Origin of the sequence: Okeania sp. SIO2C2, from assembly GCF_010692625.1 — a bacterium.
Lineage (GTDB): Bacteria > Cyanobacteriota > Cyanobacteriia > Cyanobacteriales > Microcoleaceae > Okeania > Okeania hirsuta.
On sequence record NZ_JAAHGM010000080.1, the window covers coordinates 1 to 16,036 of the forward strand.

The following is a 16,036-nucleotide window of genomic DNA, read 5'->3' on the forward strand; positions in this document are numbered from 1 at the left end:
TATTAATTCACGCTTCTAAAATTTGGAGATGTACCAACTCCTGATCCAAATAATAGGAATAATAGGAATTATTGTTTTGGTCGGCGATCGCTCTTTTCCCTAATCATACCCGCGCTTCAGCAACGCCAAGTCTTCTTCTTGGAGCGTTTCACATGAGCAATGACTTGTCCCTTAGATACCCGAATTCCTGGTCTCATCCCCGATGCAACGGAAATTTCACAGTAACGCACGATCATACCACCTTGATGTTTAATTTCCAGCGCATCTGTTCCTTGCCAAAAAGGATAACTTTGGAGTACTTCTCCATCTTCCATCGCCAAAACTTCTGTTCCAGAAGGTGCTATTAAATCACAACCTGCGTGCTTGCGTCTGCTTGGACGGTTTGCACCAAAATACCTTCCTCCTGTTTTGTAACTTAGAGTCGGTCGAGAACGAAGTGGAAAGATCCAGGGTACAGTATTGTTGGTTTCTGTTAGAGAAGAGCGACTGGTTTCTACAGGATTGGCTGTGTGCGGAACTATTTCCGCACAGTAGGCGCGCCGTAGGAAACCTCGCCAATTAGCACTCACTTTTAAATGCATGACTTTTAACTTCCGCGTAGCGGCACTAGCTCATCAATGGACTACCATGATGATGAATCAGATACCAATTTCCACCCATCCGCTCAAAAATATTTGTTGCTATACACTGAGCTTTAGTTCTCCTACCCCCAATAACTTGCATCAAATTTTCGATCAAAACAACATAACCAATATCCCCATTAATTTCTGTTGTCACAATATCAAGATCGATTTCAATATAATTAGTATTTTTAAATATTAAATCCCAGGAATTCCGAATATTTTCAAAACCACGAATGGCAGTACGACCTGGATGAATACAAACTGTGTCAATACCCTTGGACAAAATAGAACTAATAGTTTCAATGTCCCGTTTTTCAAAAGCTCGATAAAAGGCTTGATTTGCTGTTAATATTGCTTGCTTTTCGTCAGTCATAAAATTTTGGGTTTAGATATAGAATAATTGTTATTATATTAGCCAGTTCAATCAAATTATTCTCCGATAGACCATGGAAACAACAGAAAAAAAATCTCCTAATATATTTTTGAAAATGTTATACATTACCCTCTTTTTGTTAGTAACAGTTGCCATTGTTGTCGGAGTTAATGCCACCTCTGACAAACTAAGTTTATTTGCTGGCACCAGACCCGATAATTTAGGCGTATATTCTGGACGACTAGCACCTTGTCCTAATAGTCCAAACTGTGTCAGTAGTTACAGTCAGGATGCAGAACATGGTATAATCTCTCTTAGCTATGATTCCAATAATCCAGAAACAGCGATCGCTAACCTCAAACAAATAATTGCATCTATGTCTCGGACAAATATTGTTAAGGAGGATAAAAATTACTTGTATGCTGAGTTTACAAGTAAGATAATGGGATTTGTAGATGATGTAGAATTCTATGTAGATGAAGAAGCTAATGCTATTCAACTACGTTCAGCTTCCCGTCTAGGAGAATCAGATTTAGGTGTTAACCGCGAACGAGTCGAAACTATTCGGACAAAATGGAACCAACTAAAAACAAGTAATACCATGTCCAGTTGAATAGTTATAAATAATAAGGGAGGAGTCAGGAGTCAGGAGTCAGGAGTCAGGAGTCAGGAAAAAGAAAGAGTAGTAGAAGGAGAAAGTTTTTTGTTCGCGCTCTTACCCGGACAGGATATCATAGCTCAAATCACCAATGCCAAATACTCCCCCACTCCCTGACCTATCCGTGTATCCGTGCCATAATCAGTGTGATCCACTCCCTCACTCCCTGTTCCCTTTCACCAAAGGAATATTCACCATGACAACAACCTCAAGCTATACAAACACGATCAACTCAACTGAAACAACTTTCCCCCAGTTAGGTGCATTTTTACAAGCACATAATGAAATCGAATACATTCTACCACCCTTAGTCGGAATCATAATTACCAATAGATTTAAACTACGGGGTGCTACTGCACTTCTAGTCAACCTTACAGTTGCAGGTTTTGTGCGCCAAATAATTGAACAACTAAAAGAACAAACAGTAACTATACCTGTAATTGATACTGAGCAAACAACTATTCCTCAACCAGTGACAACCGTTGCTAGTGATGACTCACCAACATACACCATAGTGCATTCAGTACCCGGTCGCATCCGACTGCGAATACCAAAAGTAGCATCTGACCCAAATTATGTCAGACGTTTAGAACAACTTTTAACAGCAGACTCCCATGTATTAGGAGTGCGGATAAATACAGCAGCAGCTTCCGTCGCCATCCAGTATCAAGCTGATGGAATGTCAGACTGGGAACTGGGAATGAGACTAATGACTATTATTCAAGAAGCTGATACCGATGAACAGGAAATACCACAACCAGAAGCAAATTCAGAGTCCCCAGAAACGCCAGAAGAAACTGATTAAGTACATTAGAGTTGTCGCTAAATAAAGGGAAAAAATCACTCTAACCTAGACAGAGCAATAATTCCCAGTATTTTTGCTATCCAATAGCTACAATCCTTACAGAACAAGGTCTTTGGGGAATTTTTAAGTTATAAAGCGACAAGTCTAATTAAGGTTTTGGAAAAAGACAGTTTGACACTGACTTCCAACTTCGACCTTGATGTCATCCCCCCTCTAATTCCCCAGTAGGTTAAATCTTTAAAATCATAGGTTTATACTTAGCGGTACTTTGATATTTTTTACAATGAAAATGCCTTCAAAGCTATTAGGGATAAGGGAAATACATTAATAGGCTAAAAATGGCTTAAACCTAGATATATCAGGAAAAAGGTTGATAAAATGTAAAATATAGACTATATAAGGGTTTGATGCTGTTCTGAACATATTTTTTGCCAAAGTATCGTTAGCTGGAACAACTCTTATAGCAGTCGAAGCAAAGGGTGCAAACATATCAAAAGCTTAAAACTAAGACAACGCCGGATTTTTCCAACTTAAGTTTTTCCTTCTTCCTTCAGCTATACCAATAATATTACCGAATAATTAATAATTAAATAATTCTGGTAAAAATCCTCCCCTTTTAAGGGAAAAAAAAAGAAAATATTCCTTATATTCAATTCCGTAGCGGTTTTAACCAGAGGTAATTATCAATTATCCATTATCAATTAATGAAGCCACATTCTCACCTGGAACCAAGACAAATCAACTAAAACCATGCAAACTATCAAATCACAACAATCAGGGTCAACATCAACAGTAACAGTCAAAACTCCCACAATATCATTAGTTCATGGCATTCCCGGAAGAGTCAGATTTCGGGTCATGCGCTTGAGTATAGATAAAAATTATACTGAAAATGTGCAAACATTATTAGAATCAGATATCCACGTCAAACAAGCTCGCATTAACCAAGCAGCAAGTTCGATCGCCATTAATTATCAGACCAGAGGCAAATCAGAAACAGAAGTACTAGACCATCTGATCTACCTAATGGAAAATGTCGATCGCTCTACCGTAACAGTTGTCAAAAAAAAAGTTAACTCCCAAGCACCACCAGAAACAGAAGACGAAAATGAAGGAGAATGGTCAAGTTTAGTAATACCAGGTCTAGCAACCCTCTTAGCTTTCCTCGGCGGACCATTAAAATTACCAATTTCCCCACAACTGAGTTTTAGCGCCTTGGCCATTGCAGCATTCCCAGTTGTCAAACGAGCGTTCCAGAGCTTATTCATCGAACATTGCTTGAATATAGACTGTCTCGACTTCCTCTCCCTAACCCTCGGCACCATCCAAGGCAAAGTATTAACCCCCGCATTAGTCTTAACTCTCCACGAACTGGGAGATGTAATTCGCGAACAAACAGCCAGATCCACCGAACACCAAACTTCAGACCTGTTAGACGCCATCGGAAATTTTGCCTGGGTAGAAAGAGATGGAGAAAAACAACAAATACCAAGCGACCAAGTCAAACAAGGCGATACAGTCATAGTTTACCCAGGAGAACAAATACCAGTAGATGGAGAAGTCTTGCAAGGTGAAGCAGTCATTGACCAACAGCAGCTCACTGGAGAGTCAATGCCAATTGTAGGAAAACCAGCTACTTTAGTCTATGCTTCGACTTTAGTACGTTCCGGTCAAATTTATATTCGAGCAGAAAGAGTCGGCAAACAAACTCGCGCTGCTGCTAGTATCGAACTATTACAAAAAGCTCCAGTACATGACACCAGAATGGCAAATTATGCCTCTCAAATGGCAGACAAATTAATTTTGCCATCGTTAATATTAGCTGGCATTGTCTTAGCCACAACTCGCGACCCAAGTAGAGCTGCATCTATTCTCACCCTAGACTTTGTCACAGGAATTCGAGTATCAGTCCCCACCGCATTTTTGGGAGCGCTAAACCATACTACTAGACACGGCATTTTGGTTAGGAGTGGTCGTACTCTGGAAATGTTAGCCGAAATTGATACTATTGTTTTTGACAAAACTGGTACTTTGACTCAAGGTAATATTGCTGTGGTGGGAGTAGAAACAGTATCAGGACGAATGACTGCTACAGAAGTTTTGGCTTTAGCAGCTTCTGCTGAACAACGTATTACTCATCCAGTGGCAGAGGCGATCGCCCGTTATGCTCAGGAACAAGGTGTGAATATTTATCCACGGGGAGAGTGGGAGTATAAAGTAGGATTAGGTATTCAGGTAGATATTAATGGTCAGGATGTTTTGGTCGGTAGTGCTAAGTTTTTGACTCAAGCAGGAGTAGATTTGAATTGCTTCTATGAAAATCATCCTTGTTTTCAGGAAAGTTGTGCCCATCCCGACCAAGAATGCCCAGTTTCTGAGTGGTTATCTTTGATTTATGTGGCCTGCAATGGCGAGTTTCAGGGGGCAATTCAATATAAAGACCCAGTGCGTCCGGAAAGTATGCCTCTGATTATGAGATTGCAGCAAGAGTATGGTATGGAGGTGCATTTATTGACTGGGGACAACGAAGTTAGGGCAAAGATGGTGGCGACAGAGTTGAAAATCCCAGAGTCTCAAGTTCATGCTGAGGCTTTTCCTGACCAAAAAGCTGCTATTGTTCGAGATTTACGTCGCACCGGAAAAACTGTGGCTTTTGTGGGAGATGGGTTAAATGATTCTGTGGCTTTAGCTTATGCAGATGTGTCTGTTTCTTTTGAAAATGGTTCGGATGTAGCGAGGGAAACAGCAGATGTGGTTTTGATGAATAATAATTTATCTAGTTTGTTGGAGGCGATCGCTATTGCCAAGCAGACTAAACATCTGATCGAACAAAATACTGTTATGGTAGTAGGGCCAAATTTGGTAGCTTTAGGGTTGGCCTCGACAGTGGGACTACATCCTCTCATTGCTACGGTAGTCCACAATGGTAGTGCGATCGCTGCTGGTTTAAATAGTTTACGTCCCCTAGTGCAGCATCAGTTAGAAAGTAGTACATAATAGAAGGGTAGGGGAATAGTTTTTGTAGATATTTGTATATATATTTTGGTTAATTCCAAAAGTTTATTTACCAAACAAACCCCCACAAAAAAAAACTAATCTTAATCTTCTTCGTTATTCTTGATTACTTCTTCAAATTAATTATGTCACTTGTTCACTTAAAAAAATCTGTAGTCACTCTTCACCTCCGAGAAATGGTTGAAGATGGTCAAACAAACGATCGCTTTGCCTTATTGGGATTAGGTGCGTTTTTGCTAAGTCCATTAGTTGCTCCTACTGTCACAAAAGTTGCTAGAAAAGTAGTTAAGGATGCGATTAAAAGTGGTCTTTCTATGTATGAACAGAGTCAGGCGACTTTTGCCGGAATTGGTGAGGAGTTTGCTGATAATTTGGCAGAATCTCAAACTCATCGTTGAGATTAAATTTATTAATTTGGCGTTGCATAATTGCGGGATGATTTTGTCACCAGAGCAAAAACCATAATCCTCATGTCTCCGTGTCTCGGTGTCCCCGTGGAGCGCCGAAATCATCCCAGTATTCAGCAACGCCATTAATTTAGGGGTGAGTTGAAGAACTTAGATAAAACTCGCCTCTATAGAATCCAAATTGCTTATATCAAAGTCTACCCTCAACTCAGAAATAGAGAAAATTATTATTTTAGTTAAATTCATCATTCTGTGAAGCTCCAGAAAAATTTGGCGATTTTTCTGCCTTCCATTCCCGAAATAATTGTGATAATATTTATATATTGGGAGTTGCTCGCCCCTACGCATGACTTTTTATTCAACTCCAAAAAGACAATGTTCTAGCGTACGCAATGTGAGAATAAATTATCTACTGTGAGCAAGATACTAAACAGCTTTGATTAAAGTTAATCAGAACTAGAGAAAATTATCCCTTGAGACTCCAATTCATCATTCTGTGAAGCTCCAGAAAAATTTGGCGATTTTTCTGCCTTCCATTCCCGAAATAATTGTGATAATATTTATATATTAGGAGTTGCTCGCCCCTACGCATGACTTTTTATTCAACCAAAAAAAGACAATATTCTCGCGTACGCAATGTGAGAATAAATTATCTACTGTGAGCAAAATACTAAACAGCTTTGATTAAAGTTAATCAGAACTAGAGTCATTATCATTCTGTGAAGCTCCAGGAAAGGCTCCAAATATTTGAGTCTTGCATTCCCCAAAAAATTTTGATAGTATTTATTTATTAGGAGTCGTTTGCCCCTACGCATGACTTTTTATTCAACTAAAAAAAGATAATATTCTCGCGTACGCAATGTGGGAATAAATTATCTACTGTGAGCAAGATACTAAACAGCCTTGATTAAAGTTAATCATCAGAAGCAGAGAAAATTATCCCCTGAGACTCCAAATAATCATTTTGTGAAGCTCCAAAAAAGGCTCCAAATATTTGAGTCTTGCACTTCCGAAAAAATTTTGATAGTATTTATTTATTAGGGGTTGTTCGCCCCTATACATGACTTTTTATTCAACGCAAAAAAGACAATGTTCTGCCAGTGTATATATATGATGCTTGAGTAAGTTATCCACTTTGACAAAGATAGCTTCTATCGTCGATCGCAACTAGAGAAATTATCATTTTGTGAAGCTCAAAAAAATCGCCAAAATTTTCAGCCTTGCATTCTCCAAAAAATGGTTATACAGTTTATATATTGGGAGTTGTTCGTCCCTAAGCATGACTTTTTATTCAACTCAAAAACCGAATTATCTTCCAACTATCATGTTTGACTAAGTGATCCACTTTGACAAAGATACCAAACAGCTTTTATAAAAGTAAAAAAGAAAGCGTTAAATTAATTATGTTTAAATGTATTACAGTTAAAAACTTTAGATGTTTTGAAGAAATTCCTATTGATAATATCGAACGAGTTAATTTAATTGGAGGTATCAATAATGTTGGAAAAACAGCTCTGCTAGAAGCAATTTTTTTGTTAAAAAGTTTAAATGCTTAACGAAATTCCATTTCAATTAAACTTTGATAGAGGAGTATTCCAGGAACAAACTTTTGACGTTGAAGAAGTTTGTGAATGGTTATTCTATAACAAACAAGTAAGTAAAGTTATTAAAATTAAAATAGTAGACAAGAATGATGAAGAGAGTGAATTAATATTAAGTCTAAATAAAGCATTAAGCCCCAGATTATTCCCTTTAAGTCCAAAACAAAATAGTAGGAAAACAATCAAAGATTTAAAACTTGAGTTTAAAAAAACAGGTCAAAAACTCTTGGAATTTACAACATTTTTAACCCCAGACCAAGAAGAAAGAATGCGGATAGAAATTCAGCAAGACAAGGAAGAGGAAGCAAGAGAAATAGAAGTTTTTCCTCCTAGTGCTTTTCTCAGTAGTCGTTTAAGAGTATCGCCAACCGAAGATGCAGAAATATTCAGTCAATTTGAAGCTATAAATCAACAAAATGAAATTATAGAAATCTTAAAAATAGTAGAACCAAGATTAAAACGTTTAGCAGTTTTAGTAACTGGAGGAATTCCGATGATTCATGGAGATATTGGAGCAGATTATTTAATTCCCGTTTAATTAATGGGAGAAGGAATGGGAAGATTATTATCTATTATTTTATCGATTATGAATGCAAAAGAAGGAACAGTATCAATTGATGAAATTGAAAATGGCATACATTACTCAATAATGGAAAAAGTTTGGCAGTCTATAGCTGTAGCAACTAGAAAATCTAATACTCAACTTTTTGCTACTACTCATAGTTATGAATGTATTAATGCTGCTCATCAAGCATTTTCCAACTCCGAATTATATGACTTTCGTTATTTCAGACTAGAGAGAGAAAAAGAGACTAATATTATCAAGAGCTTAACTTATGACAAAGATAATATTGAGACTTCTTTAGAACTTAACTTGGAGATGCGTTAATGAGTGAAATAAAAAAAACAATTGAAAAGTCAAAATTGATTATTGGTGAAGGAAAAGAAGATGTAATTTTATTCTCTCAATTAATTGAATATTTAGAAATTAATGATATCCAAGTTATTGATTATGAAGGGAAAGATAACCTTAATAATTACTTAAAAACTTTGCCTTTAATACCAGGTTTTTCTAATTTACGTTCTTTAGGAATTGCTAGAGATGCTGATGAGTCATTCGATGATGCGTCTAAAAGTATTGAAGGTTCTCTCAGACGACATAAATTAAATGAGATAGAGAATTTAAAAATAGAAAAGTTTATCCTTCCAGACAACAGTTCTCCAGGAATGCTAGAAGACTTATGTTTAAAATCAATACATACTGATGAAATTAGTTGTATTGAAGATTTCTTTCAGTGCATTGAAACAAGTACAAGCAGAAAATCTAATAAAATTTCTAAAGCTAAAATATACGCCTGGTTATCTACTCAAGAACATCCCGATAAACGTCTAGGTGCAGCAGCTCAAGCAGGTTATATTAAATGGGATAACGAAGCTTTTAAAGAACTGACAAATTTTATCAAAAATCTTTAAATAGGGTTTGCTGAAAAAGTATTTTGGTAAGGGTAGGAGTTCAGGAGTCAGGAGAAATAGGAGTTATGGAGGAGTTAGTAGGAAGAATAGTCCCTTAATTTTTCTGCCCTAGTGAGCCTTTAATGCTAATCGCCCTCCTATCCCTATGCAATTGATTCTGTCTCCAGTATAGCTGTCTCCTGACTCCTTCTTCAAGGAGTTGCTGACTTATTTGCATTCAATTCTTGTTGAGAATATACACCTGCTTTTAAGTTAGATTTATGTTGTGCTTCTGCCGCTACTTCTGCCTTAGCTTCCGCCACAATATCCCCGAATACTTCTACTGTTTCTGCTAGAGCACCTTTAGTTTTTTCCAAGAAAGAAACTCCCGTTTTAATAGTTGCTTTAGCTACAGGTTTTAATAAAGGTAAAAGAATCGGAGTTAATACAATCGCACCCACACCTACTGCAATCGGAACTCGATTTTGAATAACAGTTTGTTTAACTTGTTGAGGAAAGTTTTGAGTTGCTTGTTGCCAGGTTTGATTAGCTACCACAGGTAAATTTTGAACCACTGATTCTGGTAAATTTTGATTAGTTTTTTCTACCATATTAATGCTCTCCTGATATTAGTATTCTTATCTTATAAAAGAATTATAACAAAAAAACACGAACGAGGGTAATTAATTTTTTATTAAATTTTTGTTGCTATTTATTTTCAACAATAAAATATAGCAGTTTCTAAATTTATAGCAGAAGGAAGAAGGAAGAGACAAGAAGGAAGAAGAAAAAATATTGCTTTGTCTGAGTTTTAAGCTTTTGAACTTTCTGCGTCCTTTCCTTCGACTGCTATATGAATCACAAATTTATAGATTACTTAATAACCGAGAATAAACTACAAGAATCAAGAATTAAGATTAAACTTACCGAATAATTAAAGTTTCAAGCCTATCCTTTAAAGGAGAAAAAAGGGGTCGATGGATGACGAGGTCTCCTCGCTGGCCGACCATCGACCAAGAAAAGAAAAAATTTTCACGCTCCGCGTCAATCCTCTCCTTGAAAATAAGAGGTAATTGTTAATTAGGGTTTGCTGAAAAAGTCTTTTAGTAGGGGTAGGAGACAGGAGACAGGAGACAGGATAAATGGGAATTATAAAGGAGGTAGTCGGAAAAATTGTCCCAATATTGTTCTGCCATAATCATCCCAAAATACTTAATTTTTGCAGCTCTTTGAACTGAAAAGCTGGTACTTTTTTAGACCAAAAAATGTTAAAACCTCTATCTGTCAATGCTTTGATATTTAATCAGCAAGCACTAATTATTAATTATTAATTATTAATTGTTGAAGGAGCTTCGCTCCAAACCCTAGTTTAAGAACTTAAAAATATACTCAATAAACCCAATCTATAATTGATGACAAATAAAATTTTAGCCCTTGATTTTGGTGGTACAAAGTTAGCAGCAGCAGTATTAAATGCTGGCGAAAGAAACTGGCAAGACTATCAAAAAACTTTTTCCCCTCCCCATGCTTCTGCTCAAACAGATATTGAAATCATGCAAACTATTTCCCACAACCTCCTCAAAGGCGAAAAACCTGCTGCTATAGGAGTCAGTTTTGGCGGTCCCGTAGATGCAACAACAGGTACAGTTCGTCTATCCCATCATGTAAAAGGTTGGGAAAATATTCCCCTCAAGCAAATCTTAGAAACCGAATTTAACTCACCCGTAATAGTTGATAATGATGCCAACGTAGCAGCATTAGGAGAACATCGTTTTGGCGCTGGTCAAGGATATGACAACTTACTTTATATTACTGTAAGCACTGGTGTCGGTGGAGGTTGGATTCTCAATGGCAAACCATGGCGGGGTGTTCAGAGTATGGCAGGAGAAATAGGTCATGTCACAGTCGATCCAGAAGGTCCAATTTGTCTTTGTGGTAAGCGTGGTTGTGTGGAAAGATTGGCATCAGGTCCCTATATTGCGCAACAGGTAAGAGAAAAGTTGCAATATCAACCTAAAGAAGGGCAAATTTTACGGAGTTTAGTAAATAATGATTTAGAGGCAATAACTGCCCGAGAGGTTAGTGAAGCAGCTATTCAAGGAGACAAAATTGCGATTAAGGCCATCGAGTTAGCTGGTTGGGGTTTGGGAGTGGGTATTGGGAATGTAGCTAATTTAGTTAATCCCAAACGGTTTATTTTAGGGGGTGGGGTGATGAAAGCAGGTGAATTATTATGGGAAACCTTACAACGAGTAGCAAGAGAAACTGCTTTACCAGAAGTCAATTTTGAGATTTTACCAGCAGCATTGGGTGATGAAGCACCTTTGTGGGGGGCAGTGGCATTAGCTGAGGATTTGTTGTTGAATAACCAATAATATCATATTCAGTTGAAAAGTTTAAAGAATTTTTAGAGATCGAGAAAGGAGGGAAAGCAGGGGTGCTACATATAGCAGAGAAAAGGCAACAGACAACAGTGGAAAAAACATTGCCTAGTCTAAGATTCATCATCAGCATAAGTCCTAACCGCTCTGGTTATTGCCATACCTACCACCTAACGCAAAACTCCCCGATCGCGTACCTGCTTTAGCAATTCCACTGCCTCTTGATGACCTTCTGAATTTGCCCAGACCAAAGCAGTCCATTTATTATTATCTTTAGCCTTGATATCTGCGCCCCGGTCTAGCAAAATTTGAATGGCGTTAATATGGCCACTACCAGCAGCTGTCATCAAGGGAGTCAAGCCAAAATTAGTAGCAGCATTGACATCAGCACCAGCATCCAACAATAATTCTAAAATTTCCCGATCGCCACCACCCGCAGCACCCATCAAAGATGCCCAACCATCATTATCATTGTTATTGACATTAGCACCAGCAGCCAATAATTTTTTAACTATCTCTATATGGCCAGCTTCCACAGCAGCAATTAAAGGAGTGGAACCCTCCGAGTCTTTAGCATCGATATCTGTAACTTTATTCAGCAAAGTTTCGACTTGAGAAATATCTCCGGTTTTAACCGCATCAATTAATTCTGTCATCTTAAATTTTCTCCTATAATTTTGTTTTCTAGAACGACAAGCTAGAAGTCGGGGATTTAAACCCAAGCTTTTAGGGTGCTGAAAGCTTAGGTTCAAAAGTTGATAGTTAGTTAACACATCTACCTACTAGAGCAGGATGGCGGAAATAACTGACCAGTTACAAAATCCTAAAACAATTACAAATCAATACTTTTGACTTTTGACTTTTGACTTCCGCGTAGCGGCACTAGAGCGATCGCTCTGTTAGTCTATTAATTTTCTTGCTTTTTTCCCCGTACTATACCTGAAGCAATAGCACCAGTAACCAAGAGACCAAGAATACTTGTGGGTTCCGGGACAGATTCTGCTGTCAATTCTAGTTCCGCGAAAGAAATAACCGCATCATCCTGATAAAACCAGGGAATTGTATTCGTAACAGGATCTAATGAATTGATAATATCTGCAGAGGTAAACCCAAAGTCTAGCAAATCTATAGAAACTGTACCTGTAGTTCCCACCGCAGGGATACCAGAAATGCTAGGTATACTAATAGATTTTCCACCAACAACTCCAATAGTATCTGTTGTAACTCCAGAATTCATAGGAGAGAGAGTCAAAGTTAGGAGAGCCGAGTCTAGAGGGCTGGAAACTGGAAAAAACATTAGATTGCTATCATTTGAGAAATCAAATAACCAGTTTGTTGTTTCATCAATTCCATCACCTGTAGGCAAACTTGGGACAGTTGGATTCTGTAGAATCAGAAAATCTCCATTTTGTAGATCTCCTCCAACAACAGGAGTTGGGTTAGAAGACCCAGTTGCAGTAGCTTTTATAGAAATAGCAAGCGCTTCTTTAGGAACCCAGAAAGTCAGGGTTGTCAAAATAGTGAAAAACGGTAGGGATAAGTGATTTTTTCTCAGCATATCTTCAATCTCCCAAATGAATTCTATGTTGCATCTGGTATAATAATAGCATAGATTTCACAGAATAAAAGCTATTACGGCACTACCTTACTATTATCGAAAGTGCTGTAATATTGAGAATTATAGACGTAAAAATGGTGGCATCATATTTCCAAATCCCAATGCACTAAAAGGAACTATTATCCATAGCTGTATTTCTGCCCTGTTGTCTAGTAAAACCGGATTTAGTATTACCCCCCTATGAAAAAAATTGATATTGTCATCCTCTCAAATGGCCCGGGAGAATTAGCTACCTGGGTGCTACCTGTTGTGCAACAGTTACGACAACAGGCAAATATTGATATGAGAATTTCTGTCATACTTTCACCTTGTCCCCATGCTACCGGAAAAGAAGCAGCGATCGCTCTTTCCTATGCAGAAATAGACCGAGTACAACCCGCAGAATATTTTTGGCGGTTTTTGCTGTGGGGAAAAACGGCGGAAAACTGGCATTGGTATCCCCAGGGAATAGTTTTATTTTTGGGAGGCGACCAATTTTTTACTGTTGCGGTGGGAAAGCACCTTGGTTATTGTACTGTTATTTATGCAGAATGGGATGCTAGATGGTGGCGCTGGATAGATAAATTTGGCGTAATGAAACCAGAAGTTGCTGCTGAAGTACCATCAAAATATGCCGATAAGTTTACAGTAGTGGGAGATTTGATGGCGGAGGTAACCAGTAATATAGATTTACCAACAACAGAGGAAAATATTGTTGAGTATATTGGGTTATTGCCTGGGTCGAAACCTACTAAGTTATCTTTAGGCGTACCTTTAACTTTAGCGATCGCTCAACATCTCCACAAAATACGCCCGCAAACGAGATTTATCGTTCCAGTTGCTCCTACTCTAGAATTATCTACTTTAGCCAGTTTTGCCGACTCTCGAAAAAATCCGGCAGTTCAAAAAATGGGTGGTGTTGAGGCAAAATTATTAATTCCTCCAGACCCCGATACAGAAAATCCTAAATTGGTGACACCTACAGGTTTAGAGGTGGAATTAATAACGCGCACTCCTGCTTACGATCTACTTTCTCAATGTCGTCTTTGCTTAACCACAGTTGGTGCTAATACTGCTGAGTTAGGTTCCTTGGCAATACCGATGATTGTATTATTACCCACCCAACAACTAGATATTATGAGAGCTTGGGATGGTTTGCCTGGGTTGTTAGCAAATTTACCGGGGGTAGGAGCTGCTTTTGCTGCCGGAATTAATTGGTTAGTGTTGCGCAAGGGACAACTGTTTGCTTGGCCGAATATTTGGGCAAAACAAGAAATTGTGCCGGAGTTAGTAGGGAAACTGACACCAGAAACAGTAGCAGAATTGGTATTAGATTTTTTGAGTCATCCAGAAAAATTAGCAGAAATGCGCGATCGTCTTAGAAGTGTTAGAGGTCAACCGGGAGCAGCACAAAAGTTGGCTGAAATTGTGTTATCGTTGCTATAGCACTACGCGCTAGGGAATAGGGAACAGGGAACAGGGAATAGCAAATTGTAAAAAGGTTTTAGGATTGACAAATGTCCTAACAAATTCTTGTAGTGCTATATAGCAGGGAAGAGGGAAGAAAGAAATTTTGACGTAATTACTAAATATTCTCGGAGATTAGCTATACTTTTTCACCATCTACGTCATATTGCTTTTGAAGACTATCGTTTTTTGGTAGTGGTGCATTGTAATGGTATAGACAGTGGGAGCAAGATGCTCCCTTTCTAAGTGTTGTTTGTCTCCACTTAATAATTACAGCACTTTTGAGAAAGCATGAGGTACAGTTTAATACTATTCCCTATTCCCTAAACTCGTAAAACTTTGTACCTCATCAACTCAAAAACTGCTGTCATATAAAATCCGGACAGTAATCACAAAATTACTTCATCTTAATACAGGTGTTTTATTGAATACGAATTTAAAAATTAATGCTATTCAAATCCTTTCTTTCTCCTGACTCCTGACTCAGTCCTCCTGACTCCTCAGCAATTTGTTTTGGCTGCCGAAATTTATAAACGTCCTGAATAACCTGCACCCAACCATCCGTAAAAGCCTCAATAAGGCGATCGCCTTTTTCTTTCGTTGCCACTTTGGCATCACCCAACACCCCACTACAACTTAACTCCTGCGTTAACCAAGCAAAAGGCAACTGCCCCTCCATACTTAACATACTGTCTTCAGGCAAATCTTGAGGATATTCCGTTACTGCCTTATCCATTTTTACCGTATCCGGCAAGATTGACAACATCATACTGGTTTCCCCATCTCCTGCATGAATTCCCAATTCCATTTCCTTTGGCGTAAACAATTCTTTGCTAGGGTGAGGTATGCGCCAAGCAAAAAGCGGAAATAGCAAAAAATCCTCATATTTCTGGTGCAAGTCTCGCGCCACAATTTCGATAACTTGTGGTTGTCCACCATGTGCGTTCAAAAATACCAATTTGCGGAACCCAGAGCGATAGATACTTTCAGCCATTTCTGTTAATACTGCCATCAAAGTCTGGGCGGTGAGAGTAATGGTACCAGGAAAATGCCAATGTTCGTTAGATTTACCGTAATATTGAGTTGGTAAGGCATAGGCAGGAATATTAGAGTCGAGTTTAGCTAGTGCTTTACCTGTAATAAAAGTAGCGATCGCTGAATCAACAATTAGAGGTAAATGAAAACCATGTTGTTCGATAGAACCCACTGGTTGAATAATTACTACATTTTCCTTATTTGGCATTGTTTCAATATCTTGCCAGGTGAGATAGGGAAAAAATCTTTCTGGTGGAATGAAATTGTGCATCATAAATAATAGAGTCAAATATCATTAATAATTTAAGTGAACTTGTTCAAGAAACTTTTGTCAATCTTATCGCGCTACGCGTAAGGCAACAGGCAACAGGCAACACAGGAATACAAAAGGGTTTCAGTTTCTATTCATGTCAAACACCTTAATGTATAGCGATATATAGTTTAGTGCCCAAAACTAAGGGTAGTCCTGCTCGCGTAATGGTAGATGGGGATGAACAACGGCGCTTCATGGGAGCAAGATGCTCCCACTGTTTTTGTCCTTGACCAAAATAATGACAATAGACCACAATTACAATCCACCACCACCAAACCAAGTTCTAAATATTCAAACACTGGTATAGCA

16 protein-coding genes are annotated in these 16,036 nt (G+C 38.1%); 10 read left to right on the top strand and 6 right to left on the bottom strand.

Annotated features, from left to right (window positions below; all coding sequences use genetic code 11):
• Positions 1-116: 116 nt before the first annotated feature.
• Positions 117-581, bottom strand: a complete 465-nt coding sequence (locus F6K18_RS32110; RefSeq protein ID WP_287527001.1) for a M23 family metallopeptidase — start codon at positions 579-581, stop codon at positions 117-119.
• 25 nt (positions 582-606) lie between these two features.
• Positions 607-996: a nuclear transport factor 2 family protein gene (locus tag F6K18_RS32115; RefSeq protein ID WP_287527003.1), complete on the bottom strand. Its 390-nt coding sequence runs from the start codon at positions 994-996 to the stop codon at positions 607-609.
• 73 nt (positions 997-1,069) lie between these two features.
• On the opposite strand from F6K18_RS32115, the gene F6K18_RS32120 reads away from it, so the two are divergent.
• From F6K18_RS32120 to F6K18_RS32155, 8 genes are all read left to right on the top strand, one after another.
• On the top strand, positions 1,070-1,609 hold the full coding sequence (locus F6K18_RS32120) for a DUF1499 domain-containing protein (protein WP_287527005.1): 540 nt from the start codon (positions 1,070-1,072) through the stop codon (positions 1,607-1,609).
• 241 nt (positions 1,610-1,850) lie between these two features.
• Complete coding sequence (locus F6K18_RS32125) at positions 1,851-2,459, top strand: metal ABC transporter ATPase (RefSeq protein WP_287527007.1); 609 nt, start codon at positions 1,851-1,853, stop codon at positions 2,457-2,459.
• A 750-nt stretch (positions 2,460-3,209) separates the two neighbouring features.
• Complete coding sequence (locus F6K18_RS32130; RefSeq protein WP_287527008.1) at positions 3,210-5,456, top strand: heavy metal translocating P-type ATPase; 2,247 nt, start codon at positions 3,210-3,212, stop codon at positions 5,454-5,456.
• A 143-nt stretch (positions 5,457-5,599) separates the two neighbouring features.
• Positions 5,600-5,872 (top strand): hypothetical protein, encoded by a 273-nt coding sequence (locus tag F6K18_RS32135; RefSeq protein ID WP_287527009.1) that lies wholly within the window; start codon positions 5,600-5,602, stop codon positions 5,870-5,872.
• Between the two features lie 1,412 nt (positions 5,873-7,284).
• Entirely contained in the window at positions 7,285-7,437 is a 153-nt protein-coding gene (locus F6K18_RS32140; RefSeq protein WP_287527010.1) for an AAA family ATPase, read from the top strand.
• Positions 7,430-8,020, top strand: coding sequence for a hypothetical protein (locus F6K18_RS32145; protein ID WP_287527012.1), 591 nt, complete (start codon positions 7,430-7,432; stop codon positions 8,018-8,020). The genes F6K18_RS32140 and F6K18_RS32145 overlap by 8 nt, the downstream gene beginning before the upstream one ends.
• Positions 8,021-8,068: 48 nt before the next feature.
• Positions 8,069-8,371, top strand: coding sequence for an ATP/GTP-binding protein (locus F6K18_RS32150; protein WP_287527014.1), 303 nt, complete (start codon positions 8,069-8,071; stop codon positions 8,369-8,371).
• Positions 8,371-8,955, top strand: a complete 585-nt coding sequence (locus F6K18_RS32155) for a DUF3226 domain-containing protein (RefSeq protein WP_287527016.1) — start codon at positions 8,371-8,373, stop codon at positions 8,953-8,955. The genes F6K18_RS32150 and F6K18_RS32155 overlap by 1 nt, the downstream gene beginning before the upstream one ends.
• Positions 8,956-9,146: 191 nt before the next feature.
• On the opposite strand, the gene F6K18_RS32160 is transcribed toward F6K18_RS32155, so the two are convergent.
• The gene (locus F6K18_RS32160; protein ID WP_287527017.1) at positions 9,147-9,545 is read right to left on the bottom strand and encodes a DUF5132 domain-containing protein; all 399 of its coding nucleotides are present in this window, start codon (positions 9,543-9,545) and stop codon (positions 9,147-9,149) included.
• A gap of 801 nt (positions 9,546-10,346) precedes the next feature.
• On the opposite strand from F6K18_RS32160, the gene F6K18_RS32165 reads away from it, so the two are divergent.
• The gene (locus F6K18_RS32165; protein WP_287527019.1) at positions 10,347-11,309 is read left to right on the top strand and encodes an ROK family protein; all 963 of its coding nucleotides are present in this window, start codon (positions 10,347-10,349) and stop codon (positions 11,307-11,309) included.
• A 176-nt stretch (positions 11,310-11,485) separates the two neighbouring features.
• On the opposite strand, the gene F6K18_RS32170 is transcribed toward F6K18_RS32165, so the two are convergent.
• Together F6K18_RS32170 and F6K18_RS32175 are read right to left on the bottom strand one after the other, a co-directional pair.
• Positions 11,486-11,971: an ankyrin repeat domain-containing protein gene (locus F6K18_RS32170; RefSeq protein WP_353735242.1), complete on the bottom strand. Its 486-nt coding sequence runs from the start codon at positions 11,969-11,971 to the stop codon at positions 11,486-11,488.
• A gap of 251 nt (positions 11,972-12,222) precedes the next feature.
• On the bottom strand, positions 12,223-12,873 hold the full coding sequence (locus F6K18_RS32175; RefSeq protein ID WP_287527023.1) for a PEP-CTERM sorting domain-containing protein: 651 nt from the start codon (positions 12,871-12,873) through the stop codon (positions 12,223-12,225).
• 240 nt (positions 12,874-13,113) lie between these two features.
• Between F6K18_RS32175 and F6K18_RS32180 the strand changes: the two genes are divergently transcribed.
• The gene (locus F6K18_RS32180) at positions 13,114-14,358 is read left to right on the top strand and encodes a lipid-A-disaccharide synthase (protein ID WP_287527025.1); all 1,245 of its coding nucleotides are present in this window, start codon (positions 13,114-13,116) and stop codon (positions 14,356-14,358) included.
• A gap of 457 nt (positions 14,359-14,815) precedes the next feature.
• Here F6K18_RS32180 and F6K18_RS32185 read toward each other — a convergent pair whose 3' ends face one another.
• Complete coding sequence (locus tag F6K18_RS32185; RefSeq protein WP_287527045.1) at positions 14,816-15,685, bottom strand: creatininase family protein; 870 nt, start codon at positions 15,683-15,685, stop codon at positions 14,816-14,818.
• Positions 15,686-16,036 lie beyond the last annotated feature (351 nt).